Raw genomic sequence first — 26,332 nt, 5'->3', positions numbered from 1 at the left:
GACGTGCGCCCGATTATCGTTCTACTGATGGCCTGGTGCCTCAGCATGGGGGCGTACGCAGCGACAGCCCCCGACGCAAAACAGATAACCCAGGAACTGGAGCAGGCAAAAGCGGCAAAACCCGCTCAGCCAGAGACCGTTGAGTCGCTCCAGTCCGCCCTGAACGCGCTTGCGGAGCGAAAAGGCTCCCTTGAGCGTGCGCAGCAATATCAGCAGGTTATCGACAACTTCCCGAAACTCTCGCAAACGCTGCGCTCGCAGCTCAGTAATCTGCGTGATGAACCGCGCGATATACCGGCGGACATGTCTTCTGATGCGCTGAATCAGGAGATCCTCCAGGTCAGCAGCCAGCTTCTGGAAAAGAGCCGTCTGGCTCAGCAGGAGCAGGAGCGGGCGCGTGAAATTGCCGACTCGCTCAGCCAGCTTCCCCAGCAGCAAACCGATGCCCGCCGCCAGCTTAATGAAGTTGAGCGTCGCGTTGGCACGCAAAGCGGCAACACGCCGCAAGCGCAGGCGCAGAATCTGGGGCTGCAGGCCGAATCTGCTCGCCTCAAAGCCCTTGTCGATGAACTGGAGCTGGCGCAGCTGTCCGCCAATAACCGCCAGGAGCTGTCGCGGATGCGCTCTGAGCTGGCGCAGAAGCAGAGCGAACAGTTGGATGCATATCTGCAGGCCCTGCGTAATCAGCTTAACAGCCAGCGGCAGCGCGAAGCCGAGCGTGCGCTTGAAAGCACCGAACTGCTGGCGGAAAACAGCGCGAACCTGCCCAGCGGCATCGTTGAGCAGTTTAAGGTCAACCGCGAGCTCTCTGCGGCGCTGAACCAACAGGCGCAGCGTATGGATCTGGTGGCCTCGCAACAGCGTCAGGCTACCAATCAAACCCTGCAGGTCCGCCAGGCGCTTAACACACTTCGTGAGCAGTCCCAGTGGCTAGGGTCATCAAACCTGCTGGGTGAAGCGTTACGCGCGCAGGTCTCACGCCTGCCGGAAATGCCCAAACCGCAGCAGCTGGATACCGAAATGGCTCAGCTGCGCGTGCAGCGACTGCACTTTGAGGATCTGCTCAACAAACAGCCGCAAATCCGCCAGATCCGTCAGGCTGACGGACAGCCGCTGACCAGCGAGCAGAACCGCATTCTGGAAGCCCAGTTGCGTACCCAGCGTGAACTGCTGAACTCCCTGCTCCAGGGCGGGGATACGCTGATTCTGGAACTGACCAAGCTCAAGGTCTCTAATAGCCAACTGGAAGATGCGCTGAAAGAGGTGAATGAGGCAACGCACCGTTATCTCTTCTGGACCTCCGACGTGCGGCCGATGACCTTCTCGTGGCCGATTGAGATTGTCCAGGATCTGCGCCGCCTTATTTCGCTGGATACCTTCAGCCAGCTGGGCCAGGCCAGCGTGATGATGCTCACCAGTAAAGAGACCATTTTCCCGCTGCTGGCCGCGCTGATTCTGGTGGGCTTCAGCATTTACTCGCGCCGGTATTTCACCCGATTCCTGGAACGCTCCAGCGCCCGGGTGGGGAAAGTTACGCAGGATCACTTCTGGCTGACGTTACGCACCGTCTTCTGGTCGATTCTCGTCGCCTCACCGCTACCGGTCCTGTGGATGACGCTTGGATATGGCCTGCGGGAAGCCTGGCCCTACCCGCTCGCGGTGGCCATTGGCGATGGCGTCACTGCCACGGTGCCCCTGCTGTGGGTGGTAATGATTTGCGCCACGTTCGCACGGCCCAACGGTTTGTTCATCGCTCACTTCGGCTGGCCGCGTAATCGCGTTGCACGCGCCATGCGTTACTACCTGATGAGCATCGGACTGATTGTGCCGCTGATTATGGCGCTGATCATGTTTGATAAACTCAACGACCGGGAATTCTCAGGGTCGCTGGGCCGCCTCTGCTTTATGCTGATATGCGGGGCGCTGGCAATTGTCACGCTCAGCCTGAAACGCGCCGGTATCCCGCTCTATCTGGATAAATCCGGTAACGGCGACAACATGTTCAACCGGCTGCTCTGGAACCTGCTGCTGAGCGCACCGCTGATTGCCATGCTGGCAGCGACGGTGGGTTACCTGGCGACCGCCAAGGCGCTGCTGGCGAGGCTTGAAACCTCGGTGGCGATCTGGTTCCTGCTTCTGGTGGTGTATCACGTGATACGCCGCTGGATGCTGATCCAGCGCCGCCGTCTGGCGTTCGACCGTGCCAAGCACCGACGGGCAGAGATCCTCGCCCAGCGTGCGCGTGGCGAGGAAGAGCCAAACCATGTCAACAGCACAGAAGGCACGACGGAAGCTGACGAAGTCGAGCTGGATCTGGATGCCATCAGTACCCAATCCCTGCGACTGGTACGCTCCATCCTGATGCTGATTGCCCTGCTGTCGGTGATCTTCCTGTGGTCGGAAATTCACTCCGCGTTTGGCTTCCTGGAAAACATCTCCCTGTGGGACGTAACGTCCACGGTACAAGGTGTGGAGAGCCTGGAGCCGATTACCTTAGGCGCGGTGTTGATTGCCATTCTGGTGTTGATCATCACCACCCAACTGGTGCGTAACTTCCCGGCGCTGCTGGAGCTGGCCCTGCTGCAGCATCTCGATTTAACCCCGGGGACGGGATACGCAATTACCACCATCACCAAATATCTGATCATGCTGTTTGGCGGGCTGGTCGGCTTCTCAATGATTGGCATTGAATGGTCGAAACTGCAGTGGCTGGTGGCGGCACTTGGTGTGGGGTTAGGGTTTGGCTTACAGGAGATCTTCGCCAACTTTATCTCTGGCCTGATTATTCTGTTCGAAAAACCGATTCGTATTGGCGATACGGTAACGATCCGCGATTTGACCGGCAGCATCACCAGGATCAACACGCGCGCCACCACGATCAGCGACTGGGACCGTAAAGAGATCATCGTGCCGAACAAGGCGTTTATTACCGAGCAGTTTATCAACTGGTCGCTATCAGACTCCGTCACGCGTGTGGTGCTGACGGTACCTGCGCCGTCGGATGCCAACAGCGAAGAGGTCACTCAGATCCTCTACACTGCCGCGGAGCGCTGTTCATTCGTGATCGACAACCCGGCGCCGGAAGTGTTCCTGGTGGATTTACAACAGGGGATCCAGATTTTCGAACTGCGTATTTACGCCGCCGAAATGGGACACCGTATGCCACTGCGTCATGAGATCCACCAGCTGATTCTGGCAGGGTTCCGTGAGCACGGCATTGATATGCCGTTCCCACCGTTCCAGATGCGTCTGGAAAGCCTGGACGGGCGCAAAACGGGAAGAACGTTAACGTCAGCGGCGCGCACACGCCCGGCAGGAAGTTTGTAACCCTTCTCCCCTCCCTTCCGGGAGGGGAATGTTTAACCGCTACGCCACTTCCGTCAGCAACGCTACAGAACGTCGGCGGTAATTCTCATAAATCCCCATCGCCAGCAGCGAGAAGAAGACTGGGCCGCCCACCATCCACAGTGCGCTACTCCAGTCATTCGCCTCAATCACCGGCTGAATAACGGTAAAGATGTTGGCGAATGCCACTACCAGCACCACCACCGTGGTTGCCAGCAGCGTGGCGGCGCGCGTTTTGAAAATCACAAACGGACGCTCAAGATCCTCCTTCGCCTTAAAGAACGGGAAGGCCAGGCTCAGAAAGAGATAAGGCAGCGTCATCGACACGTTCGCCATCAGGGTCAGCTTGTTATAAAACGCTGACGCGGTATCCCCACCAAACGACACCAGCAAAATGAACACGCAGACCAGCAGGCACTGCATCCACATGGCGTTGGCGGGCATACCTGCGGTATTCAGTTGCGTCATGCGTGCAGGCCACAGCGCTTTTGGCGTGCCCTGAATTATCGCTTTCAACGGAGAGTAAATCAGCGTGAAAAACGCGCCGGTATAGGCAAGAAACATGGACAAGCCGGTGATGCGTGCAAACCAGACGCCCATCGTTGCCGCCGCTTCCGGTGTCAGATTCATCGCTTGTCCCAGCGTCATCCCCAGGCTTTTCATCAGCACATAGGTAATGTTGCCCAGGTTAGTGGTGTTGTTGCTGAGTACCTGCTGCCAGTTGGTGCTGACGCCCCAGAGGAAAATTGCCAGTGAATAACCAATGGAGATAACTATCGCGGCAAAAATAATGCCTTTCGCAAAGTTCTTTTCCGGGTTCTCGGTCTTGTCGACCAGACCGCCCACCGCCTCAATACCGCCGTACGCAAAAATGGCAAACACCACAAAGGAGAGCATAGCGAGCCCGGACTGATAGCTCGGGTTGGGCGAGGAAACGAAGTTCACCTCCTGAGCGAAATGTCCGCCGTTCAGGCACAGAATGGCAATGCTGACCACCAGCAGCACCAGATTCAGGCACATCACCGAGATCCCGCCCACGGCGGTAATGCGGGCAATTTTGTTGATGCCCTTAGACGCCACCAGCGTTACAACCACCATCCAGCAGACGGCCAGAATCCCGACCACCTGCGTGGAGCTCAGACCGGCCAAAGACCAGACCTGAGTGTGATCGCTGCCGAAAACAAACGTCGAAAACGGTACCCAGACCTTGGCCGCCGTACTGACCATCCAGACCACATACGAGGAGAACCACATAAACGTGCCGATAAACGCGTAGCGCGGGCCGATGCTGTTGTTCATCCATGAATAGATCCCGCCCTCTTCTTTGCGGTAGGCCGCCCCCATTTCCGCCATCATCAGCGCAAACGGTATGAAGAAAAACAGGGCCGAGACGATGTAGAACGGCGTTGCGCTGTAGCCCATCAGATAGAAAGCCGACGGGCTGTTGGCAAAGCCAAAGACGGAGGTAAAAATCATCAGGATGAGCCCGGTGAGGGTCATTTTTTTAAGTGACTGGGACATAGCGCCATCCAAAGGAAGTTAAACTGCGCGGATGGTAGCAGAAGACCAGACTAATATTGTGGCTATTAGGGGCAAATTAAGAAAAAGACCTGCGTACAGAGAATGTGGCAGTTTTTAATGTTGTCATGCGGAAATGGAAAGGTTAATTGACATCAGAGGTGAGCCGGGTAAGCGACAGCGCTACCCGGCAATACGGTGCGTTATGCGCGATCGACTGTAAACGCGATCACTTCGCCCAGCTGTTCTGCGCCCAGCGCCAGCATCACCAGACGATCAACGCCCAGCGCCACGCCGGAGCAGTCCGGCAGGCCCGCCTTCAATGCTTCCAGCAGATGGGTATCAATAGGCTGCTGCGGCAGACCACGTGCCGCGCGCTTGCGGTTATCCTGCTCAAAACGCTGCTGCTGTTCGCGTGCGTCGGTCAGTTCGTGGAAGCCGTTCGCCAGCTCAATACCTTTGTAATAGACCTCAAAACGCTCCGCCACGCGGTGATCTTCGGTGCTGATCTGCGCCAGCGAAGCCTGGCTTGCCGGGAAGTGATATACAAACGTCGGCCGGTCTTTGCCAATTTGCGGCTCAACGCCAAAGGTGAAGAGCAGTTGCAGCAGCGTGTCGCGGTCTTCTTCGGTATCTGCCACGTTGCTCAGATCCAGTTTTGCCGCCACTTCGCGCAGCTGCGCTTTATCCGCAGAGAGCGGATCAATTTCCAGGTAACGCTGGAAAACCTGCTGATAAGAGAGCGTTTCCGCTTCTGAGCACTCCAGCACCTGCTGCAGCAAATCGTCCACCTCGTTCATCAGGCGGTACATATCATAATGCGGACGGTACCACTCCAGCATGGTGAATTCCGGATTGTGGTGACGCCCCATCTCTTCATTACGGAAACTGCGGCACAGCTGATAGACCGGGCCACACCCTGCCGCCAGCAGGCGTTTCATGTGGTATTCCGGACTGGTCATCAGATACAAATTCATGCCCTGTGAGTGGCCAGGACCAACAAAACGGGTTTCAAACGGGACCAGATGAATATCCGTTACCGTTGCCTGACTCATGCACGGGGTTTCCACCTCAAGAACGCCGCGGTCGGCAAAGAAGCGGCGGATCTCCGCCATAATTGCAGCGCGTTTTAGCAGGTTGGGGATGGATGCGCTCGGCTGCCAGGTGGCCGTTTCGCTCATGAGTTTTTCTCCGATTTCAGACAAGGGCACGAAGTCTACTCGTTACCAGGGACGGAGACAAATTTTGCGCAGTAAAAAAGCGCATTTCATTTAGGTGAACAATTGCGCGACGAAATTCATTACTCACCGCGATAAATCGCCGCACAGAACAGCAAAAAAATCGAACACGTCAAATTTCCCTGACATCCACGCGGTTATACTGCTTTACCCATAAAGGAGCAGTGGAAACGCTTTCGCAATCGTCCTTTTGGACGGGTGAACTACCTTTAGTTTATCGCGTTGCGAAATAACAAAAATCTGGAGGAATGTCGTGCAAACTTTTCAAGCCGATCTTGCCGTTATAGGCGCTGGCGGGGCTGGATTACGTGCTGCGATTGCTGCAGCACAAGCTAATCCCAACGCTAAAATCGCATTGATTTCAAAAGTCTATCCGATGCGCAGCCATACGGTTGCCGCAGAAGGAGGATCCGCCGCCGTTGCGCAGGATCATGACAGCTTCGAATACCATTTCCACGACACGGTTGCAGGGGGCGACTGGCTTTGCGAGCAGGATGTCGTTGACTACTTTGTACACCATTGTCCTACGGAGATGACCCAGCTTGAACAGTGGGGATGTCCGTGGAGCCGTCGTCCGGACGGCAGCGTCAACGTTCGCCGCTTCGGCGGGATGAAGATCGAACGCACCTGGTTCGCCGCCGATAAAACCGGCTTCCACATGTTGCACACCCTGTTCCAGACCTCCCTTCAGTTCCCACAGATTCAGCGCTTTGACGAACATTTCGTCCTCGACATTCTGGTTGATGACGGTCAGGCGCGCGGTCTGGTGGCGATGAACATGATGGAAGGCACCCTCGTCCAGATCCGCGCCAACGCGGTGGTCATGGCTACCGGCGGTGCGGGGCGTGTTTACCGCTACAACACCAACGGCGGTATCGTCACCGGTGACGGCATGGGCATGGCGCTCAGCCACGGCGTGCCGCTGCGGGATATGGAGTTCGTGCAGTATCACCCTACTGGCCTGCCGGGCTCCGGCATTCTGATGACGGAAGGCTGCCGTGGTGAAGGCGGGATCCTGGTCAATAAAAATGGCTACCGCTATCTGCAGGATTACGGCATGGGCCCGGAAACCCCGCTCGGCGAGCCGAAAAACAAATACATGGAACTGGGCCCGCGCGACAAAGTATCTCAGGCCTTCTGGCACGAGTGGCGCAAAGGCAACACCATCGCCACGCCACGCGGCGATGTGGTCTACCTCGACCTGCGTCATCTTGGCGAGAAGAAACTGCTGGAACGTCTGCCGTTCATTTGCGAACTGGCAAAAGCCTACGTTGGCGTCGATCCGGTGAAAGAGCCGATTCCGGTACGTCCAACGGCCCACTACACCATGGGCGGTATCGAAACCGATCAGCAGTGCGAAACCCGCATTAAAGGGCTGTTTGCCGTGGGCGAGTGCTCTTCTGTCGGCCTGCACGGTGCTAACCGTCTGGGGTCAAACTCACTGGCGGAGCTGGTGGTCTTTGGCCGCATGGCGGGCGAACGCGCGATGGAGCGTGCTGCCACCGCCTGCGAGGCGAACAGCGCGGCGCTGGATGCCCAGGTCGTTGACGTCGAAAAACGGCTGAAGAGCCTGGTGAACCAGGAAGGAAATGAAAACTGGTCGAAAATCCGCGACGAGATGGGCCTGTCGATGGAGGAAGGCTGCGGTATCTACCGTACCCCTGAACTAATGCAAAAAACCGTGGATAAGCTGGCAGAGCTGCAGGAACGCTTCAAGCGCGTGCGCATTACCGATACCTCCAGCGTGTTCAACACAGACCTGCTCTATACCATTGAGTTGGGTCACGGCCTGAACGTGGCGGAATGTATGGCGCACTCTGCGCTGGCACGTAAAGAGTCACGCGGCGCGCATCAGCGTCTTGATGAAGGCTGCACCGAACGTGATGACGTCAATTTCCTGAAACACACTCTCGCCTGGCGCGATGCGGATGGCACCACCCGTCTGGACTACAGCGACGTGAAAATCACGACGTTGCCACCGGCTAAACGCGTGTATGGCGCAGAAGCAGAAGCCGCCGAGAAGAAGGAGAAGGCGAATGGCTGAGATGCAGAAACTGAAAATCGAAGTGGTGCGCTACAATCCGGAAGTGGACACCGCACCGCACAGCGCATTCTATGAAGTCCCTTATGACGAGCAAACCTCTCTGCTGGATGCGCTCGGCTATATCAAAGATAACCTTGCGCCGGACCTGAGCTACCGCTGGTCGTGCCGTATGGCAATCTGCGGCTCCTGCGGCATGATGGTCAACAAGGTGCCGAAACTGGCCTGTAAAACTTTCCTGCGTGAATACACCAAAGGCATCAAAGTAGAAGCGTTGGGTAACTTCCCGATTGAACGCGATCTGGTGGTCGATATGACCCACTTTATCGAAAGTCTGGAAGCGATTAAGCCGTACATCATCGGCAATCCACGTACGCCGGATCAGGGGACGAACACCCAGACGCCAGCTCAGATGGCGAAATACCATCAGTTCTCCGGCTGCATCAACTGTGGTCTGTGCTACGCCGCGTGTCCACAGTTTGGCCTGAATCCAGAGTTTATTGGCCCGGCGGCCATTACCCTGGCGCACCGCTATAACGAGGACAGCCGCGACCACGGTAAAAAAGAACGTATGGCGCAGCTTAACAGCCAGAACGGCGTCTGGAGCTGTACTTTTGTGGGCTACTGCTCCGAAGTCTGTCCAAAGCACGTCGACCCGGCCGCCGCTATTCAGCAGGGTAAAGTGGAAAGCTCGAAAGACTTTCTTATCGCCACCCTGAAACCACGCTAAGGAGTGCATAATGACGACTAAACGCAAAGCCTACGTGCGGCCAATGCCGTCCACCTGGTGGAAGAAACTGCCGTTTTATCGCTTCTATATGCTGCGTGAAGGCACCGCGGTGCCGGCGGTCTGGTTCAGCCTGGAGCTGATGTATGGCGTTTATGCCCTCAAACATGGCCCTGAAACCTGGGCCAGCTTTGTCGGCTTCCTGCAAAACCCCATCATCGTGATCCTGAACCTGATTGTGCTCGCGGCAGCGCTGCTTCATACCAAAACCTGGTTTGAACTGGCGCCAAAAGCGGCGAACATCATCATTAAAGACGAGAAAATGGGGCCAGAGCCTGTCATTAAAGGGCTATGGGGAGTGACGATCCTCGTCACTGTGGTCATTCTGTTTGTCGCACTGTTCTGGTAAGGAGACTACTGTGATTAATCCAAATCCAAAACGTTCTGACGAGCCGGTCTTCTGGGGACTGTTTGGCGCAGGGGGGATGTGGAGCGCCATCATCGCGCCGGTCATCATCCTGCTGGTCGGTATTATGCTGCCACTGGGGCTGTTTCCGGGCGATGCGCTGGGTTACGAGCGAGTACTGGCCTTTGCCAGCAGCTTTATTGGCCGTGTGTTCATCTTCCTGATGATCGTCCTGCCGCTGTGGTGTGGCCTGCACCGTATTCACCACGCGATGCATGACCTGAAAATCCATGTCCCGAGCGGGAAATGGGTGTTCTACGGTCTGGCAACCATCCTGACGGTGGTTACGCTGATTGCCGTGGTTACTATCTGATACATCAGGCCCGCCTCCCGGCGGGCCTTTCATTTCTGCATTTTCCCCACCAGCCACTGCGCAAACTCACGCATTGCAGGGGTTTCTGTCCGTGACTGCAATCGGGTTAACCAGTAACTGCCCAGCTCAATCTGTGTTGCAAACGGCTGAATGATACGTTCGCTGTTCAGCAGATGAGTGAACATACCCACAGGTGCGATAGCAATTCCCACGCCGGCCTGCGCGGCTTCCAGCATGGTAACGGATGAATCAAACACCATCACCCGATGCGTTGGTGACGGCGGGAGTTCGCCCGCGGCCTGCATCCACGCCGACCATTCGTCGCGTCGGTAGGAGCGCAGCAGCGTAAATTTCAGTATGTCCGCCGGTGCTTGTAGCCCGACGGCAATTTCAGGCGTGCACAGCGGAGCCAGCGGCGCAGAACACAGAAACGTCGCTTCAGTGCCATGCCACGCCCCTCCACCGTAGCGGATCGTGTAATCCAGCCCTTCGGCGGCCGGATCGACGCGGTTATTATGGGTCGAAAGATGCAGATCGATATGCGGATAGCGGCGACGGAAATCATCCAGCTGCGCGAACAACACCCCGGTCGCAAAAGTCCCCACCACGCCAATTTTAAGCTTCTCCAGCGCGCGATGACTGGCAAAGCGATCCAGCATGCCGGCGATACGATCAAACGAATCGTTCAGCACCGGCAGCAGATTCTCGCCCTCTGTCGTCAGCATCAATCCGCGCGAAACCCGGACAAACAGCTGACAGTTCAGATGCTGTTCCAGCGTCTTAACGTGCTGACTGATGGCTGAATGGGTGACATTCAGCTCAATGGCAGCATTAGTAAAACTGAGGTGCCTTGCAGCGGCTTCGAAGGCACGAAGCGAATTAAGCGGTAAATAGCTGCGTGTCATCGACCCATCCGTTAGAAAAATTAACAGCTAATGCTAAATTTAACCGTTTGTCAGCCACAGTCAAATCCAACAGACTGGGTATGTCTGACGGGCCCGGACACTCCCTTGACTCGCTATTACGGAAGATAACTGATGATGAAAAAATCCCTGTGCTGCGCCCTGCTGCTCAGCACCTCCTGCGCTGCATTAGCCGCACCTATGTCAGAAACACAGCTGGCGAAGGTCGTGGAACGTACCGTTACGCCCCTGATGAAAGCGCAGTCTATTCCGGGTATGGCGGTCGCCGTGATCTATCAGGGCCAGCCGCACTACTTCACCTTCGGCAAGGCCGATGTCGCCGCGAACACACCCGTCACTGCACAAACGCTGTTTGAGCTGGGCTCAATCAGCAAAACCTTCACCGGCGTTCTGGGTGGCGATGCTATTGCTCGCGGTGAAATTTCGCTGGGCGATCCGGTGACCAAATACTGGCCTGAGCTGACCGGCAAACAGTGGCAGGGCGTTCGCATGCTGGACCTGGCAACCTATACTGCCGGTGGCCTGCCGTTACAGGTGCCCGATGAGGTTACCGATAATGCCTCGCTGCTGCGTTTTTACCAGTCCTGGCAACCACAGTGGGCGCCAGGCACCACGCGTCTTTATGCGAACGCCAGCATCGGTCTGTTTGGGGCTCTGGCGGTTAAACCTTCTGGCATGCGCTTTGAGCAGGCGATGACAGAGCGGGTCCTGAAGCCGCTTAACCTGAACCATACGTGGATTAACGTTCCGAAGTCAGAAGAACAGCATTACGCCTGGGGTTATCGTGACGGTAAAGCGGTTCACGTTTCGCCGGGCATGCTCGACGCCGAAGCGTATGGCGTGAAAACCAACGTGAAGGATATGGCGAGCTGGGTGGTGGCTAACATGGCCCCCGATGGTGTACAGGATGCCTCACTGAAGCAGGGCATGGTGCTTGCACAGTCTCGCTACTGGCGCACAGGCTCGATGTACCAGGGCCTGGGCTGGGAGATGCTCAACTGGCCGGTAGAAGCCAAAACCGTGGTGGAGGGCAGCGACAACAAAGTAGCGCTTGCGCCGTTGCCCGTGGCAGAAGTGAACCCTCCTGCACCACCGGTAAAAGCGTCATGGGTACATAAAACAGGCTCGACGGGCGGATTTGGCAGCTACGTGGCATTTATCCCTGAGAAGGAACTCGGCATTGTTATGCTGGCGAACAAGAGCTACCCGAACCCGGCGCGCGTGGAAGCGGCATACCGTATTCTGAGCGCTCTGCAGTAACAACTTGCCGGGTGATGCTGATGCCCACCCGGCATGCAAAATTCCCGCATTTTCCTTGCTGTCATCTACACTTAACAAAAAACAGTAAGGAAACTCCTATGCGCATTTTGCCTGTTATCGCCGCAGTGACAGCCGCGTTTTTAGTGGTTGCCTGCAGCTCCCCGACTCCCCCTCCTGGCGTCACCGTTGTCAGCAATTTCGACGCACAACGTTTTCTTGGAACATGGTATGAAATCGCGCGCCTTGACCACCGTTTTGAACGGGGTTTAGAGAAGGTCACGGCAAATTACAGCCCGATGGATGACGGCGGTATTCAGGTTATCAACCGGGGCTATAATCCGGACCGGGAGATGTGGCAGCAGTCGATTGGACAAGCGTACTTTACCGGCGACCCGCGACGGGCCGCGCTCAAAGTCTCCTTCTTTGGCCCGTTCTATGGCGGATATAACGTGATAGCGCTCGACAGAGAGTACCGTCACGCGCTTGTCTGCGGGCCGGATCGCAACTATCTGTGGATCCTCTCTCGCACCCCAACCCTTTCACCTGAGATGAAACAGCAGATGCTGGACGTCGCGACCCGGCAAGGGTTTGATGTGTCGAAACTCATCTGGGTAGAACAACCCCATTAATGGGTGCTGAGCTTCAACCCAATAATACCAGCCACAATCAGGGCGAGGCTGGCGATACGCGTCAGACTCGCTGACTCACCCAACAGCAGGATCCCGGTGATGGCCGCCCCCACGGCGCCAATTCCCGTCCAGACGGCATACGCTGTCCCCACCGGTAAAGAACGCATCGCCCACGAGAGCAAAACGATACTCACAATCATCGCGGTAAGGGTAATGACGCTGGGTGTCAGGCGGGTAAAACCGTGGGTGTACTTCAGACCTATCGCCCATACCACTTCGAGCAGGCCAGCAATAACAAGAATGATCCAGGACATTTCAGGCTCCTTAACTTAAATGCAAGTTGGGGCCGTCCCCGATGAAGGAAGCGCTTACGGGTCGTCCCGCAAGGCAAAGATTACGCCTCATATTTTGGTTAGCGTGCGATTTTTTTTCAATCCTTTTGTGCTGAACATGTTAAGGCAAGAAATAGCCGCAGTATGCCGCGTAGTTCAGGCATTTATCACTCATCCGACTTCTCTATGATGATGTGCTTTCTGATGGCAGGAAGCCAAACCACTAGCCGACTGCGAATATAATATGTTCAAAATTCTTTTGATTGACCGTTGTCACTTCACCCGCACCGGGTTTGAAGCATGGCTCAATCATTCCGGTTTATTTCCGGAAAACGTCGTTGTGACCGGCCTGAATAATCTTTTCCTCGCCAGAGAGCACATTCTGCAATGGAAACCGACGCTGGTTATTGCTGACCTGCATGGGTTCAGACAGGATGTACATCCCTTTCAGTCCCTCTCATCTTTGCTGAACGCCAGCGAAAGAGTGCCCTTTATTTTGCTGCAATCGGGTGAGGATAGTGAAATGACCACCTGGCTGAAGCAATTCCCGGTCTGGTCATCGCTGTTGAAAAATGCCCGTCTTGAACAACTGGGGACAGTTATCCACGACGCACTAATTTCGCACGCGAACAGTGAAAAGCCAAAGGTAACCGCGCCTTTGCTGACGCGCCAGGAGGAGAAAGTGCTGACGTTGTGGATGGAGGGTGCCAGCAATCAGAAAATTGCGGCTCACCTGAGTATTAACGGTAAAACGGTCTATACCTATAAACGGAATATCCGCATGAAATTGCATATGGATACGCGTTATTCACCGTTTTTATCCCTGCAGGAATCAGAAAGCTGACGGTACGAAACCCGTCTGGTTCCGTACCGTTTATTCAATTACTGCTGTGCTTTACTTGCCGCACCAGAGATTGCGCTACCACCTTCAGAAATATCCTGACCAACGCCACGCGTGGTATTACAGGCTGTTAATACTGAAGAAAGTACCAGGACTGAAAAGATCGCTGCAATTGTCTTCTTAACCATAATATCGTCCTTTTATAGCCAAAGTTGTTTTGTGTATAGCAATTTAAGAATAGACAATATCCCGTCGTTTGACGGAAAAGGACGCATTTTTAGGAAAATTAGACGGGGTTAGCTGGCCGCATGAGAAATGATATGGCCGAGATCCTGGATATCTTCCCCCATTCCACGCGTGGTGTTACAGCCGGAAAGCAACGCGCTGGACAGCGCTAACAGAAGCAGAATTTTAACGGTACGGTTCATCATCCCTGCCTGCAAAAAACAGGCGCAGCGGGCGCTGCGCCTTCAGTCTTGACGTAAATTACTTCACGCGAGATACGTATTCGCCGGAGCGGGTATCTACTTTGATCACTTCACCAGTCTGTACGAACAGTGGAACTTTAACCACTGCACCGGTGGACAGGGTAGCTGGCTTGCCGCCAGTACCTGCGGTATCACCTTTCAGACCTGGGTCGGTTTCAACGATTTCCAGCTCTACGAAGTTTGGTGGGGTAACAGCGATAGGTTGGCCGTTCCACAGGGTCACGATGCACTCAGCCTGGTCCAGCAGCCATTTTTCGCTATCGCCAATCGCTTTAGCATCCGCAGACAGCTGCTCGAACGTTTCGTTGTTCATGAAGTGCCAGAACTCACCGTCGTTGTACAGGTAAGTCAAGTTCATATCGACAACATCAGCGCCTTCAGCGGAGTCAGTAGACTTGAAGGTTTTCTCAACACGGGTACCGGTCAGCAGGCGACGCAGCTTAACGCGCGCGAATGCCTGGCCTTTACCTGGTTTAACGAATTCGCTGGCTTCAACCGCGTACGGTTCGCCGTCCATCATGATTTTAAGACCAGCACGAAAATCGTTGCTATAGTACGTTGCCATAAGGCCCTCTAAATTTGTTAACTGGTAGCTAAGCCACAAAATGGCGCATATTGTAACCCTAAACACCCCGTCCAGAGAAGATTGGTTATCGCAACTTGCCGATGTAATCACCAGTCCTGATGAATTGCTGCGTCTGTTAGACCTCGATCAGCACCCAGAGTTGCTTGCAGGCCGCGAGGCTAAGCGACTTTTTGCCCTGCGTGTTCCCCGCGCGTTTGTTGCCCGTATGGAGAAAGGAAACCCTGACGATCCATTATTAAAACAAACGCTTACTGCGCAGGAAGAGTTTATATCAGCGCCAGGATACAGCACCGATCCTCTGGAAGAGCAGAACAGTGTGGTACCGGGTTTACTGCACAAATATCTCAACCGTGCTCTTCTGCTGGTGAAAGGCGGTTGCGCGGTAAACTGCCGTTATTGTTTCCGTCGCCACTTTCCGTATGCCGAAAATCAGGGTAATAAACGCAACTGGCAGGTCGCCCTGGACTATATCGCCGCCCATCCGGAACTGGATGAGATCATTTTTTCAGGTGGCGATCCGCTGATGGCAAAAGATCATGAACTGGACTGGCTGTTGACCCAGCTTGAAGCCATTCCACACATCAAGCGTTTGCGCATCCACAGCCGTTTACCGATTGTTATTCCGGCACGCATCACGGACGGTCTGGTATCTCGCCTTGAGCAGTCTCGTTTACAGGTTCTGCTGGTGAACCATATCAACCATGCGAATGAAATCGACGAGGCATTCCGTGCGGCGATGGCGCGTCTGCGCAAAGCGGGTGTGACGCTGTTGAACCAGAGCGTGTTGCTGCGCGGTGTGAATGATAATGCCCGGGTTCTGGCGGAGCTCAGTAATGCGTTATTCGATGCGGGCGTGATGCCCTACTACCTGCACGTACTGGATCGTGTGCAAGGCGCGGCGCATTTCATGGTCACGGATGAAGAGGCCCGGCAGATTATGCGCGAACTGTTAACGCTGGTTTCAGGCTATATGGTGCCGAAGCTGGCGCGAGAGATTGGCGGTGAGCCGAGTAAGACGCCGCTGGATTTGCAACTGCGGCAACAATAACGGCAGGTGGCGCTACGCTTATCCGCCCGGTGGGGTTGGGCGCAGCGCCATCAGCAATGTAGATCAGTTAGGGCACTTATAGACCTGGCCATTCATCTGGCTGGCCGTTGGCACGAAGCTGGACAACATCCCTTGCGACGGGCTGCTCACACCGTAAATCACGTTGCCACCCATCTCTGCAGCCTGGTTACGCAGCGCGTTAGCGGCACCGCGCATAGACCCACCTTCTTCACCGTGCTGACCCGACATCCAGTTGCTTTGCTCACCGGTTGCCGTGCCTAAAAACTGGCACTCGTTACCCGGCTTATCTTCAACAAAGCGAACGCCCTGACCTGCAGCAGACAGCTCATTGCTGGAGCTACAACCCGCCAGCAGCAATGCTGCTCCTACGATCCCTGCACAGACTTTTACGCGCATGTTATTCCTCGTTTTCAATAAGCTGGACAGCAGATGTTGTCCGTGTGTAAACCTTATACTAAAAAGATGACCAAAAGAAAAACCCCCGAGCATTTCTGCCCGGGGGTTTTTCTCATTCTAAGCGGTAAAGCGCACGATTACATCATGCCGCCCATACCACCCATGCCGCCCATACCCGCAGCACCTAAGTCAGGTGCGTCGCCTTTAGGCATGTCGGTCACCATGCACTCGGTAGTGATCATCAGACCCGCTACAGAGGCCGCGTACTGCAGTGCAGAACGGGTCACTTTGGTTGGATCCAGGATACCGAAGTCGATCATGTTGCCGTATTCTTCAGTTGCAGCGTTGTAACCGTAGTTACCTTCGCCCGCTTTCACCATGTTCGCAACCACGGATGGCTCTTCACCGGCGTTGGAAACGATCTGACGCAGTGGTGCTTCCATTGCGCGCAGCGCAACTTTGATACCCACGTTCTGATCTTCGTTCTGAGCAGTCAGGCCAGCCAGTTTAGCGGCAACACGCACCAGCGCGACACCACCACCAGCTACCACGCCTTCTTCTACTGCTGCACGGGTCGCGTGCAGAGCATCGTCAACGCGTGCTTTCTTCTCTTTCATTTCAACTTCAGTTGCCGCGCCCACTTTGATTACTGCCACGCCGCCTGCCAGTTTCGCTACGCGCTCCTGCAGTTTTTCACGGTCGTAATCAGAGGTTGCTTCTTCAATCTGCTTACGGATCTGAGCAACACGGCCCTGAATAGCCGCTTCTTCACCCACGCCATCGATGATGGTGGTGGTGTCTTTGTTGATCACAACGCGTTTAGCCTGGCCCAGGTCTTCCAGGGTCGCTTTTTCCAGCTCCATACCGATCTCTTCAGAGATTACGGTACCGCCAGTCAGGGTAGCGATATCCTGCAGCATCGCTTTACGGCGGTCGCCGAAGCCAGGTGCTTTAACCGCAGCCACTTTCACGATGCCACGCATGGTGTTAACCACCAGGGTCGCCAGTGCTTCACCTTCAACGTCTTCAGCAATGATAACCAGCGGCTTGCCTGCTTTCGCAACGGCTTCCAGCACTGGCAGCATTTCACGGATGTTGGAGATTTTCTTGTCAGCCAGCAGGATGAATGGGCTTTCCAGCTCAACAGCGCCCGTTTCTGGCTTGTTGATGAAGTATGGGGACAGGTAACCGCGGTCGAACTGCATACCTTCAACCACGTCCAGTTCGTCTTCCAGACCGGTACCGTCTTCAACGGTGATCACGCCTTCTTTACCGACTTTGTCCATCGCTTCCGCGATCAGTTTACCTACGGTTTCGTCGGAGTTAGCGGAGATAGTACCAACCTGAGCAATCGCTTTAGAGTCGGAGCATGGAACGGACAGCGCTTTCAGCTCTTCAACCGCCGCAGTAACCGCTTTGTCGATACCGCGCTTCAGATCCATTGGGTTCATACCCGCAGCAACGGCTTTCAGACCTTCGGTGATGATAGCCTGTGCCAGTACGGTTGCGGTGGTGGTACCGTCGCCTGCAGCGTCGTTCGCTTTAGAGGCAACTTCTTTCACCATCTGCGCGCCCATGTTTTCGAATTTGTCTTCCAGCTCGATTTCACGTGCTACAGAAACACCGTCTTTAGTGATGGTTGGCGCGCCGAAGGATTTATCCAGCACTACGTTACGGCCTTTCGGGCCCAGGGTCACTTTAACTGCATCTGCCAGTACGTTTACGCCGCGGAGCATTTTTACACGAGCGTCGTTACCGAATTTTACGTCTTTAGCTGCCATGTTCTTATTTCCTCAAATTCTCGTGCGTAAAATTACGCTTCAACAATTGCCAGAATGTCGCTTTCGGACATGATCAACACTTCTTCATTGTCGATCTTCTCGGATTTCACGCCGTAGCCATCGTTGAAAATTACGATGTCACCAACTTTAACGTCCAGTGGCTGCACAGTTCCGTTTTCCAGAATGCGGCCCTTACCGACAGCGATGATTTCGCCACGCGTTGATTTTGCTGCTGCAGAACCAGTCAGAACGATGCCGCCAGCAGACTTGGTTTCAACTTCTTTACGTTTGACGATCACACGATCATGTAACGGACGAATACTCATTGATAGCTCTCCTTTGAGAAAGTCATTATCAGTTATGGATGACGCCGGTCCGCACGCGGTTTTCCGACTAGTGCCCTGAGAGATGGGGATAGCTTTTTCCCCCTTCAAGGGGCAGACGAAAAAAAATTTGCGAAAGTGTTACCATCGCCTCTCTTTTGATCGTGGCAGGGCGATGTCAATGAGTGGACTAAAACAGGAGTTGGGACTGGCGCAGGGCGTGGGTCTGCTGTCGACCTCCTTGTTAGGTACGGGTGTGTTTGCGGTACCCGCGCTGGCAGCACTGGTGGCCGGCAATAATAGCCTGTGGGCGTGGCCAGTGCTGATTGTGCTGGTGTTTCCGGTCGCGGTCGTGTTTGCCATCCTCGGACGGCATTTCCCCAGCGCGGGCGGCGTAGCGCACTTTGTCGGTATGGCGTTTGGTCCGCGACTGGAGCGGGTCACCGGCTGGCTGTTTCTTTCTGTTATTCCCGTCGGTCTACCGGCAGCGTTGCATATCGCGACCGGTTTTGGCCAGGCGCTGTTTGGCTGGCATAACGAGCAACTGCTGCTGGCCGAGCTGGGTACGCTGGCCATCGTCTGGTGGGTCGGCTCACGAGGTGCCAGCTCGAGTGCCAACCTGCAAACCGTCGTTGCAATACTGATTGTGGCCCTCATTGTCGCCATCTGGTGGAAAGGGGATATTACGCTGAAGGAGATCCCCTTCCCCGCGGTAAGTGAGGTCAACCATTCGCAGCTGTTCGCTGCGCTATCGGTAATGTTCTGGTGTTTTGTCGGGCTGGAGGCGTTCGCCCATCTGGCCTCTGAGTTTAAACAACCGGAACGGGATTTCCCGCGCGCCCTGATGATTGGCCTGCTGGTAGCAGGTACCGTTTACTGGGCCTGTACCGTGCTGGTACTGCATTTCAACGCGTTCGCCGCGGATAAAGCGGCCGCTGCCTCGCTGCCGGGCATTGTGGTGCAATTGTTTGGTCTGAAAGCGCTGTGGGTCGCCTGTGTTATTGGCTATCTGGCCTGTTTTGCCAGCCTCAATATCTACATCCAGAGCTTTGCGCGTCTGGTGTGGTCGCAGGCGCTTGATAAACCAGAGAGCCGCCTTGCGCACCTGTCTAAACGTCAGCTGCCGTTGAATGCGCTTAATACCGTGCTGGGCTGCTGCGTCTTGAGTTCGCTATGTATTTACGGGCTGAATATCAATCTTGATGCCCTGATCGTGTACGCAAACGGGATTTTCATCATGATCTACCTGCTGTGCATGCTGGCGGGTTGTCGTCTGCTGAAAGGTCGCTATAAAGCGCTGGCAGTGATTGGTGGCGTGCTTTGCCTGCTGTTGCTGGCGATGGTGGGGTGGAAAAGCCTGTATGCGATTAGCATGCTGGCGGGGCTGTGGCTGTTTTTACCGAAACGCGGCACCCTGTAAAACAAAGCCCGGTAGCGATTCGCTTACCGGGCCTGGCCTCTTTTACCGATCGTCTTTATGGTCTAAACGGTCGCGCTGTTCATCTTTACGCTGATACTCCCCTTCGAAAGTATCCCCCGGCCCTGTACTGAATCCACCGCCCGGCATACGGCTAAAACGCAGATGCGGCAGTAGCTTCATGGTCAGGTGTTTTTGCACCGGCGGCAGAAGCAGCAGCAGGCCGAGGAAGTCAGTGAAGAATCCCGGCAGGATCAGCAGCAGGCCAGCAATAATCAGCGAGACGCTTTTAATCATCTCTGCGGCCGGGCTTTCGCCTGCGGCCATCTTCTGCTGCATTATCAGGAAATTTTTGAAACCCTGATTACGCACCAGCGACATGCCGATCACCGAAGTGAAAATCACCAGAATCAGCGTTAACAGGACACCCAGTACATGGGCGACCTGGATAAAAATTGAAATCTCGATGTAAACATAGAGAAAGAAAGCAATAAATGGTATCCAGCGCACTGGCATCTCCTGTGTGGCAGGTGCCCTCAGGCCCCTGTCTGAATGTGTTCGCGAAACGCGTCTGTAAGAAATGGTGACGGTTAGCCAAAATTCAATCGGTTTGCACGGATATTTTTTCTGGAAATTTTAAAGCGGTGACTCATTTCACAGATTAATAATTATCATGGAATCGGGTCGATAATAAGTGATCCAGATTACGGCAATTCGCTATCATCAGCATATGATCTCGAACATCTGGCTGATTGAGGGAATAATCGTCGGTCAGAAAATATTCAAAACCACATAAATACTGTGTGTTTAGTACAATCCATCGGCAGCTTGAAAAGAAGGTTCACATGTTAAACAACATTCGTATCGAAGAAGACTTGTTGGGTACCAGGGAAGTTCCAGCGGATGCCTACTATGGTGTTCACACTCTGAGAGCGATTGAAAACTTCTACATCAGCAACAACAAAATCAGCGACATCCCTGAATTTGTACGTGGCATGGTGATGGTGAAAAAAGCCGCAGCACTGGCCAATAAAGAGCTGCAAACCATTCCGAAAAGCGCGGCAAATGCGATTATCGCTGCCTGCGATGAAGTGCTGAACAACGGCAAATGCATGGATCAGTTCCCGGTCGATGTCTATCAGGGCGGCGCGGGCACCTCCGTCAACATGAACACCAACGAAGTACTGGCAAACATCGGCCTGGAGCTGATGGGTCATCAGAAAGGTGAATACCAGTATCTGAATCCGAACGACCACGTTAATAAATGTCAGTCCACTAACGACGCCTACCCAACCGGCTTCCGTATCGCGGTGTATGCCTCCGTGGTGAAACTGGTGGACGCCATTAATCAGCTGGGTGATGGCTTCCAGCGCAAAGCCGTTGAGTTCCAGGACATCCTGAAAATGGGTCGTACCCAGTTGCAGGACGCGGTTCCGATGACCCTCGGTCAGGAATTCCACGCGTTTAACGTGCTGCTTAACGAAGAAACTAAAAACCTGCTGCGCACCTCCGAGCTGCTGCTGGAAGTGAACCTGGGCGCAACCGCCATCGGCACGCGTCTGAATACGCCGGACGGTTACCAGCAGCTGGCGGTACAGAAGCTGGCTGAAGTCTCTAACCTGCCGGTTGTGCCTGCAGAAGATCTGATTGAAGCCACCTCCGACTGCGGCGCGTACGTTATGGTTCACAGCGCCCTGAAACGTCTGGCGGTGAAACTCTCCAAAATCTGTAATGACCTGCGCCTGCTCTCTTCCGGTCCGCGCGCTGGCCTGAATGAAATCAACCTGCCAGAGCTGCAGGCCGGTTCGTCCATCATGCCGGCGAAAGTGAACCCGGTAGTGCCAGAAGTGGTGAACCAGGTCTGCTTTAAAGTCATCGGTAACGATACAACCGTGACCATGGCCTCTGAAGCTGGCCAGCTGCAGCTGAACGTCATGGAGCCGGTCATCGGCCAGGCAATGTTTGAATCCATCCACATTCTGACCAACGCCTGCTACAACCTGCTGGAGAAATGCGTTAACGGCATCACCGCAAACAAAGAAGTTTGTGAAGGGTATGTCTATAACTCCATCGGCATCGTCACCTACCTCAACCCGTTCATCGGCCACCATAACGGCGACATCGTCGGTAAGATTTGCGCCGAAACAGGTAAGAGCGTGCGTGAAGTCGTTCTGGAGCGTGGACTGTTGACCGAAGCCGAGCTGGACGATATCTTCTCGGCCCAGAACCTGATGCACCCGGCATACAAAGCGAAACGATATACCGATGAAAGCGAACAGTAGCAGTTCAGGCTAGGCTTCCTTAAGGCACGTCACTTGTGACGTGCCTTTTTTCTTTATAGGCGTTACCAAAATACAACAATTCAATATCAACTTGTTAATAAGCAAGGCAGGTCCTTATGTTTGGAGCAGAACTCGTCATCGTCCTGTTGGCGATTTATTTGGGAGCAAGACTCGGGGGTATCGGCATTGGTTTTGCCGGCGGTCTCGGGGTGCTCGTACTTACCCTTATCTTTCAGATTAAACCCGGCGCAATCCCTTTTGACGTTATCGAAATCATCATGGCGGTTATTGCCGCTATCGCAGCCATGCAGGTGGCAGGCGGTATGGACTACCTGGTGAGCCTGGCGGAGCGTATGTTACGCCGCCATCCAAAATACATTACCTTCCTTGCCCCGCTGGTGACGTGGTTTATGACCATTCTCGCCGGTACTGGCCACACCGCCTTCTCCACGCTGCCGGTCATTACCGAAGTGGCGAAAGAGCAGGGCATCCGTCCGTCTCGTCCACTCTCGATTGCCGTGGTCGCGTCCCAGATTGCGATTACCGCATCACCTATCTCCGCTGCAGTGGTCTTCTTCGCCGGTATCCTTGAGCCTATGGGCGTGAGTTACCTGACGCTGCTGGCCATCTGTATTCCGGTGACGCTGATTGCAGTGATGATCACCGCCGTGCTGTGTAACTTCCTCGGCGCCGAACTGAAAGACGATCCGGTTTATCAGGAGCGTCTGGCAAAAGGTGAAGTGAAACTGCGTGGTAGCCAGGTCTTCGAACTGAAACCGCATGCAAAACGCTCCGTCTTGCTGTTCCTGATCGGTATCGTTGCGGTCATGTTCTACGCAACCGCCATCAGTGACACCGTGGGTCTGATCCAGAACCCGGTCCTGCCGCGTAACGAAGCGATTGTGGTATTCATGCTGACTATCGCCACGCTGATCAGCATCACCTGTAAAATCGACACCAGCGAAGTGCTCAACGCCAGCACCTTTAAATCCGGTATGAGCGCCTGCGTGTGTGTACTGGGTGTGGCCTGGCTTGGTGATACCTTCGTGAAAGCTCACATCAGCGATATCCAGACCGTTGCGGGCGACCTGCTGCACAACTATCCGTGGCTCCTGGCTGTGGTGCTGTTCTTTGCCGCAACCCTGCTTTACTCTCAGGCGGCCACCACCAAAGCCCTGATGCCTGCGGCACTGATGCTGGGTGTTACCCCGCTGACGGCTATTGCCTCGTTTGCTGCCGTTTCTGCACTGTTCGTTTTACCCACCTACCCAACCCTGCTGGCGGCGGTTGAGATGGATGACACTGGCTCGACTCGCATCGGTAAGTACGTGTTTAACCATGCGTTCCTGATCCCGGGCGTGGTGGCTATCTCGCTGTGCGTGATCCTCGGCTTTATCATTGGCGGCATCGTGCTGTAAACAATGATGGGTTGTAAAAATAGTTAAAAACGGGCCGCTCTGCGGCCCGTTTCATTAATGACCAATAGCCTTGCGTGATATAGTGAAGACTTTCGTGATGAGGAGGTCGACTTGTGAACACGCCTGATGCTGTTGTTGTCCTTTGTACCGCCCCTGATGAAGCCTCTGCCCAGGATCTCGCCGCCAAAGTGCTGGCCGAAAAACTGGCAGCCTGCGTGACGCTCCTTCCTGGCGCCACCTCCCTTTACTACTGGGAAGGTAAACTGGAGCAGGAGTATGAAGTCCAGATGTTGCTCAAAACCAATCTGGCGAACCAGCAGGCACTCCTGGACTGCCTCAAATCTCATCATCCTTATCAAACCCCCGAACTGCTGGTATTGCCAGTGGTCCACGGCGACAACGATTATCTCTCATGGCTCAACGCTTCCTTACGCTGATCCTGCTGCTGTGCAGCACATCAGTTTTTGCCGGGTTATTTGACGCTCCCGGCCGTTCGAACGTTATTTCTGCCGACCAGGCATTTGTTTTCGATTTTCAACAAGACCAGCATGACCTGAATCTTACCTGGCAGATAAAAGAGGGGTATTACCTCTATCGCAAGCAGGTCAGCATCACGCCTGCTCAGGCAAAGGTAGGCCCACTTCAGATGCCTGCGGGCGAGTGGCATGAAGACGAGTTTTTCGGTAAAAGTGAAATCTATCGCCAGCGGTTAAGCGTGCCCGTGGCGGTCAATCAGGCCGATAAAGGCGCCACCGTGACCGTCACGTATCAGGGCTGTGCTGACGCGGGCTTCTGCTATCCGCCGGAAACCAAAGTCATTCCGCTGAGCGAAGTTAAAGCGGCCGACAGTATGCCTGCGCCTCCCGCAGATGAGAGCGCCGGAATGAAGGACGACGGTCACACAGCGCTGCCCTTCTCCGCCTTGTGGGCTTTACTGATTGGTATCGGTATCGCCTTCACGCCGTGCGTGCTGCCCATGTATCCGCTTATCTCCGGGATTGTCCTCGGCGGTAAGCAACGCCTTTCAACCGCACGCGCCCTGCTGCTGGCCTTTATCTACGTGCAGGGTATGGCGTTGACCTACACCGCACTGGGCCTCGTGGTTGCTGCTGCCGGACTGCAGTTCCAGGCTGCACTTCAGCACCCTTATGTGCTGGCTGGCCTGTCGATCGTATTTATTGTGCTGGCGCTGTCGATGTTTGGTTTGTTCAGCTTACAGCTGCCGTCCGCGTTGCAGACTCGCTTAACGCTGATGAGTAACCGTCAGCAGGGTGGTTCCCCGGGCGGCGTGTTCGTGATGGGTGCCATCGCCGGGTTGATTTGCTCACCGTGCACTACCGCGCCACTGAGCGCGATCCTGCTGTATATTGCCCAGAGCGGTAACCTGTGGCTCGGCGGTGGTACGTTGTATCTCTACGCGCTGGGAATGGGTCTGCCATTGATTCTGGTAACGGTATTTGGCAACCGTCTGCTGCCCAAGAGCGGCCCGTGGATGGAGACGGTGAAAACCGCGTTTGGTTTTGTCATTCTGGCGCTGCCGGTGTTCTTGCTCGAGCGTATTATCGGCGACGTCTGGGGGATGCGCCTGTGGGCAATGCTCGGTGTTGCCTTCTTCTGTTGGGCGTTTATCACAAGCCTGGCAGCGAAAAAGCCGTGGATGCGTCTGGTGCAAATCCTCCTGCTCGCCGCCGCGCTGGTGAGCGTACGGCCACTGCAGGACTGGGCATTTGGCACACCTGCGGGACAAACACAGGCGCATTTGAACTTCATCCAGATAAAGAACGTGGATGAACTCAACAGCGCGCTGGCACAGGCGAAAGGCAAACCGGTCATGCTGGATCTGTATGCGGACTGGTGTGTCGCCTGTAAAGAATTCGAAAAGTACACGTTTAGCGATCCGCAGGTGCAAAGTGCACTGAAAGAGACGGTTCTGCTCCAGGCAAACGTCACCGCCAACAGTACAGCGGATAAGGCACTGCTGAAGCAACTTAACGTGCTGGGTCTGCCAACCATTCTGTTCTTCAACGAACAGGGCCAGGAGCAGCCTGCACAGCGTGTAACCGGGTTTATGGACGCGACGGCATTCAGCGCGCATTTGCGCAATCGCCAACCGTAAACAACACTTGAAACGGGACAAACCGTTGGGAATAACGGAGGAGATAACCGTGCAACGCGAAGACGTACTGGGACAAGCCCTGCAATTACTTGAGATTCAAGGGATCGCCAGCACCACGCTTGAGATGGTAGCCGACCGTATTGATTATCCTCTGGATGAACTCATGCGCTTCTGGCCGGATAAAGAGGCGCTGCTTTACGATGCCCTGCGTTATCTCAGCCAGCAGGTTGATGTCTGGCGCAGGCAGCTGATGTTAAATGAAGAACTGACTGCGGAGCAAAAGCTGCTGGCGCGTTATACCGCCCTGAGCGAATGCGTAAGCAACAACCGTTATCCGGGTTGCCTGTTTATTGCCGCCTGCACCTTCTACCCTGACCCCGGCCATCCTATCCATCAACTGGCGGATCAGCAAAAGCGGGCGGCGCATGATTTCACGCACGAACTGCTGACCACGCTCGAAGTGGATGACCCGGCGATGGTCGCTAAGCAGATGGAGCTGGTACTGGAAGGTTGCCTGAGCCGCATGCTGGTAAACCGTAGCCAGGCCGATGTGGATACAGCACACCGTCTGGCCGAAGATATCCTGCGTTTTGCGCAGTGTCGTATGGGTGGTGCGCTGACGTAATCTGTCTGAAGAATTTGACCTGTTCGGCGCGTAAACCGTCAGATTGCCGCAAAGTTAAGCAGTTGAACGGCTTTTCCCGAAATAGTGTTGACGATCAGGCGCGATTGCGGTTTAATGCGCTCCGTTGCCCGGATAGCTCAGTCGGTAGAGCAGGGGATTGAAAATCCCCGTGTCCTTGGTTCGATTCCGAGTCCGGGC

26 protein-coding genes and 1 tRNA gene are annotated in these 26,332 nt (G+C 54.9%); 16 read left to right on the top strand and 11 right to left on the bottom strand.

Translation table 11 applies throughout. The annotated features are described in order from the left end of the window. The first annotated feature begins 3 nt into the window (after nt 1–3). Nucleotides 4–3,327, top strand: a complete 3,324-nt coding sequence (mscM, locus tag AB6731_RS12340) for a miniconductance mechanosensitive channel MscM (RefSeq protein ID WP_025206261.1) — start codon at nt 4–6, stop codon at nt 3,325–3,327. 39 nt (nt 3,328–3,366) lie between these two features. Here the strand turns inward: mscM and yjeM are convergent, their stop codons facing one another. Beyond that, entirely contained in the window at nt 3,367–4,866 is a 1,500-nt protein-coding gene (gene yjeM / locus AB6731_RS12335; protein WP_371006418.1) for a glutamate/gamma-aminobutyrate family transporter YjeM, read from the bottom strand. Between the two features lie 200 nt (nt 4,867–5,066). Further along, on the bottom strand, nt 5,067–6,044 hold the full coding sequence (epmA, locus tag AB6731_RS12330) for an elongation factor P--(R)-beta-lysine ligase (protein WP_020882955.1): 978 nt from the start codon (nt 6,042–6,044) through the stop codon (nt 5,067–5,069). Nucleotides 6,045–6,354: 310 nt separating this feature from the next. Between epmA and frdA the strand changes: the two genes are divergently transcribed. The 4 genes from frdA to frdD are packed head-to-tail and all read left to right on the top strand — an operon-like array spanning nt 6,355 to nt 9,648. Next, nucleotides 6,355–8,145, top strand: a complete 1,791-nt coding sequence (gene frdA / locus AB6731_RS12325; protein ID WP_371006417.1) for a fumarate reductase (quinol) flavoprotein subunit — start codon at nt 6,355–6,357, stop codon at nt 8,143–8,145. Continuing rightward, nucleotides 8,138–8,872, top strand: coding sequence for a fumarate reductase iron-sulfur protein (gene frdB / locus AB6731_RS12320; RefSeq protein ID WP_020882957.1), 735 nt, complete (start codon nt 8,138–8,140; stop codon nt 8,870–8,872). The genes frdA and frdB overlap by 8 nt, the downstream gene beginning before the upstream one ends. Nucleotides 8,873–8,882: 10 nt before the next feature. Further along, the gene (gene frdC, locus AB6731_RS12315) at nt 8,883–9,278 is read left to right on the top strand and encodes a fumarate reductase subunit FrdC (protein ID WP_014168296.1); all 396 of its coding nucleotides are present in this window, start codon (nt 8,883–8,885) and stop codon (nt 9,276–9,278) included. A 10-nt stretch (nt 9,279–9,288) separates the two neighbouring features. Further along, nucleotides 9,289–9,648, top strand: a complete 360-nt coding sequence (frdD, locus tag AB6731_RS12310) for a fumarate reductase subunit FrdD (protein WP_020882959.1) — start codon at nt 9,289–9,291, stop codon at nt 9,646–9,648. A gap of 29 nt (nt 9,649–9,677) precedes the next feature. On the opposite strand, the gene ampR is transcribed toward frdD, so the two are convergent. Continuing rightward, nucleotides 9,678–10,553 (bottom strand): LysR family transcriptional regulator AmpR, encoded by an 876-nt coding sequence (gene ampR / locus AB6731_RS12305; RefSeq protein ID WP_047743138.1) that lies wholly within the window; start codon nt 10,551–10,553, stop codon nt 9,678–9,680. Nucleotides 10,554–10,685: 132 nt separating this feature from the next. Between ampR and blaACT the strand changes: the two genes are divergently transcribed. Beyond that, the gene (blaACT, locus tag AB6731_RS12300; protein ID WP_047743136.1) at nt 10,686–11,831 is read left to right on the top strand and encodes an ACT family cephalosporin-hydrolyzing class C beta-lactamase; all 1,146 of its coding nucleotides are present in this window, start codon (nt 10,686–10,688) and stop codon (nt 11,829–11,831) included. 98 nt (nt 11,832–11,929) lie between these two features. Then, the gene (locus AB6731_RS12295) at nt 11,930–12,460 is read left to right on the top strand and encodes a lipocalin family protein (RefSeq protein ID WP_014168292.1); all 531 of its coding nucleotides are present in this window, start codon (nt 11,930–11,932) and stop codon (nt 12,458–12,460) included. Here the strand turns inward: AB6731_RS12295 and sugE are convergent. Further along, nucleotides 12,457–12,774 (bottom strand): quaternary ammonium compound efflux SMR transporter SugE, encoded by a 318-nt coding sequence (sugE, locus tag AB6731_RS12290; protein WP_047743134.1) that lies wholly within the window; start codon nt 12,772–12,774, stop codon nt 12,457–12,459. The two genes, AB6731_RS12295 and sugE, sit on opposite strands and share 4 nt — an antisense overlap. Before the next feature lie 262 nt (nt 12,775–13,036). Here sugE and AB6731_RS12285 point away from each other — a divergent pair, with 262 nt between their 5' ends. Then, on the top strand, nt 13,037–13,636 hold the full coding sequence (locus AB6731_RS12285; RefSeq protein ID WP_047743133.1) for a LuxR C-terminal-related transcriptional regulator: 600 nt from the start codon (nt 13,037–13,039) through the stop codon (nt 13,634–13,636). Nucleotides 13,637–13,674: 38 nt separating this feature from the next. On the opposite strand, the gene ecnB is transcribed toward AB6731_RS12285, so the two are convergent. From ecnB to efp, 3 genes are all read right to left on the bottom strand, one after another. Beyond that, a complete protein-coding gene (gene ecnB / locus AB6731_RS12280) occupies nt 13,675–13,821 on the bottom strand; it encodes a lipoprotein toxin entericidin B (RefSeq protein ID WP_014168289.1) in 147 nt (48 codons plus the stop codon). Nucleotides 13,822–13,929: 108 nt separating this feature from the next. Continuing rightward, complete coding sequence (locus tag AB6731_RS12275; protein ID WP_025206267.1) at nt 13,930–14,061, bottom strand: entericidin A/B family lipoprotein; 132 nt, start codon at nt 14,059–14,061, stop codon at nt 13,930–13,932. 58 nt (nt 14,062–14,119) lie between these two features. Next, nucleotides 14,120–14,686, bottom strand: coding sequence for an elongation factor P (gene efp, locus AB6731_RS12270; protein ID WP_014882207.1), 567 nt, complete (start codon nt 14,684–14,686; stop codon nt 14,120–14,122). 40 nt (nt 14,687–14,726) lie between these two features. Here efp and epmB point away from each other — a divergent pair, with 40 nt between their 5' ends. Further along, complete coding sequence (epmB, locus tag AB6731_RS12265; protein WP_025206268.1) at nt 14,727–15,755, top strand: EF-P beta-lysylation protein EpmB; 1,029 nt, start codon at nt 14,727–14,729, stop codon at nt 15,753–15,755. Nucleotides 15,756–15,818: 63 nt separating this feature from the next. On the opposite strand, the gene AB6731_RS12260 is transcribed toward epmB, so the two are convergent. The 3 genes from AB6731_RS12260 to AB6731_RS12250 all read right to left on the bottom strand — a co-directional run bounded on the left by AB6731_RS12260 (nt 15,819) and on the right by AB6731_RS12250 (nt 18,279). Next, the gene (locus AB6731_RS12260) at nt 15,819–16,172 is read right to left on the bottom strand and encodes a DUF4156 domain-containing protein (RefSeq protein WP_020882965.1); all 354 of its coding nucleotides are present in this window, start codon (nt 16,170–16,172) and stop codon (nt 15,819–15,821) included. Between the two features lie 137 nt (nt 16,173–16,309). Further along, nucleotides 16,310–17,953 carry a chaperonin GroEL gene (gene groL, locus AB6731_RS12255; protein ID WP_014168284.1) on the bottom strand — a complete coding sequence of 548 codons (1,644 nt, stop codon included), beginning with the start codon at nt 17,951–17,953 and terminating at the stop codon, nt 16,310–16,312. 32 nt (nt 17,954–17,985) lie between these two features. Continuing rightward, the gene (locus AB6731_RS12250) at nt 17,986–18,279 is read right to left on the bottom strand and encodes a co-chaperone GroES (protein WP_003855929.1); all 294 of its coding nucleotides are present in this window, start codon (nt 18,277–18,279) and stop codon (nt 17,986–17,988) included. A 178-nt stretch (nt 18,280–18,457) separates the two neighbouring features. Here AB6731_RS12250 and yjeH point away from each other — a divergent pair, with 178 nt between their 5' ends. Beyond that, the gene (gene yjeH / locus AB6731_RS12245) at nt 18,458–19,696 is read left to right on the top strand and encodes an L-methionine/branched-chain amino acid transporter (protein WP_371006415.1); all 1,239 of its coding nucleotides are present in this window, start codon (nt 18,458–18,460) and stop codon (nt 19,694–19,696) included. A gap of 42 nt (nt 19,697–19,738) precedes the next feature. On the opposite strand, the gene AB6731_RS12240 is transcribed toward yjeH, so the two are convergent. Continuing rightward, on the bottom strand, nt 19,739–20,203 hold the full coding sequence (locus tag AB6731_RS12240; RefSeq protein WP_032679407.1) for an FxsA family protein: 465 nt from the start codon (nt 20,201–20,203) through the stop codon (nt 19,739–19,741). Between the two features lie 335 nt (nt 20,204–20,538). Between AB6731_RS12240 and aspA the strand changes: the two genes are divergently transcribed. From aspA to AB6731_RS12210, 6 genes are all read left to right on the top strand, one after another. After that, nucleotides 20,539–21,975 carry an aspartate ammonia-lyase gene (gene aspA, locus AB6731_RS12235; RefSeq protein WP_020882968.1) on the top strand — a complete coding sequence of 479 codons (1,437 nt, stop codon included), beginning with the start codon at nt 20,539–20,541 and terminating at the stop codon, nt 21,973–21,975. Between the two features lie 116 nt (nt 21,976–22,091). Continuing rightward, nucleotides 22,092–23,393, top strand: coding sequence for an anaerobic C4-dicarboxylate transporter (locus tag AB6731_RS12230; RefSeq protein ID WP_006178930.1), 1,302 nt, complete (start codon nt 22,092–22,094; stop codon nt 23,391–23,393). A 113-nt stretch (nt 23,394–23,506) separates the two neighbouring features. After that, nucleotides 23,507–23,830, top strand: coding sequence for a divalent cation tolerance protein CutA (cutA, locus tag AB6731_RS12225; RefSeq protein WP_014168278.1), 324 nt, complete (start codon nt 23,507–23,509; stop codon nt 23,828–23,830). Further along, on the top strand, nt 23,806–25,509 hold the full coding sequence (locus tag AB6731_RS12220) for a protein-disulfide reductase DsbD (protein ID WP_150343775.1): 1,704 nt from the start codon (nt 23,806–23,808) through the stop codon (nt 25,507–25,509). The genes cutA and AB6731_RS12220 overlap by 25 nt, the downstream gene beginning before the upstream one ends. 49 nt (nt 25,510–25,558) lie before the next feature. After that, nucleotides 25,559–26,134 carry a transcriptional regulator gene (locus tag AB6731_RS12215; protein ID WP_020882970.1) on the top strand — a complete coding sequence of 192 codons (576 nt, stop codon included), beginning with the start codon at nt 25,559–25,561 and terminating at the stop codon, nt 26,132–26,134. Nucleotides 26,135–26,260: 126 nt separating this feature from the next. After that, nucleotides 26,261–26,332, top strand: a tRNA-Phe gene (locus tag AB6731_RS12210).

This window comes from Enterobacter sp. RCC_40 (assembly GCF_041360735.1).
GTDB lineage: Bacteria > Pseudomonadota > Gammaproteobacteria > Enterobacterales > Enterobacteriaceae > Enterobacter > Enterobacter ludwigii.
This window is presented reverse-complemented; position numbering and strand designations above follow the sequence as displayed.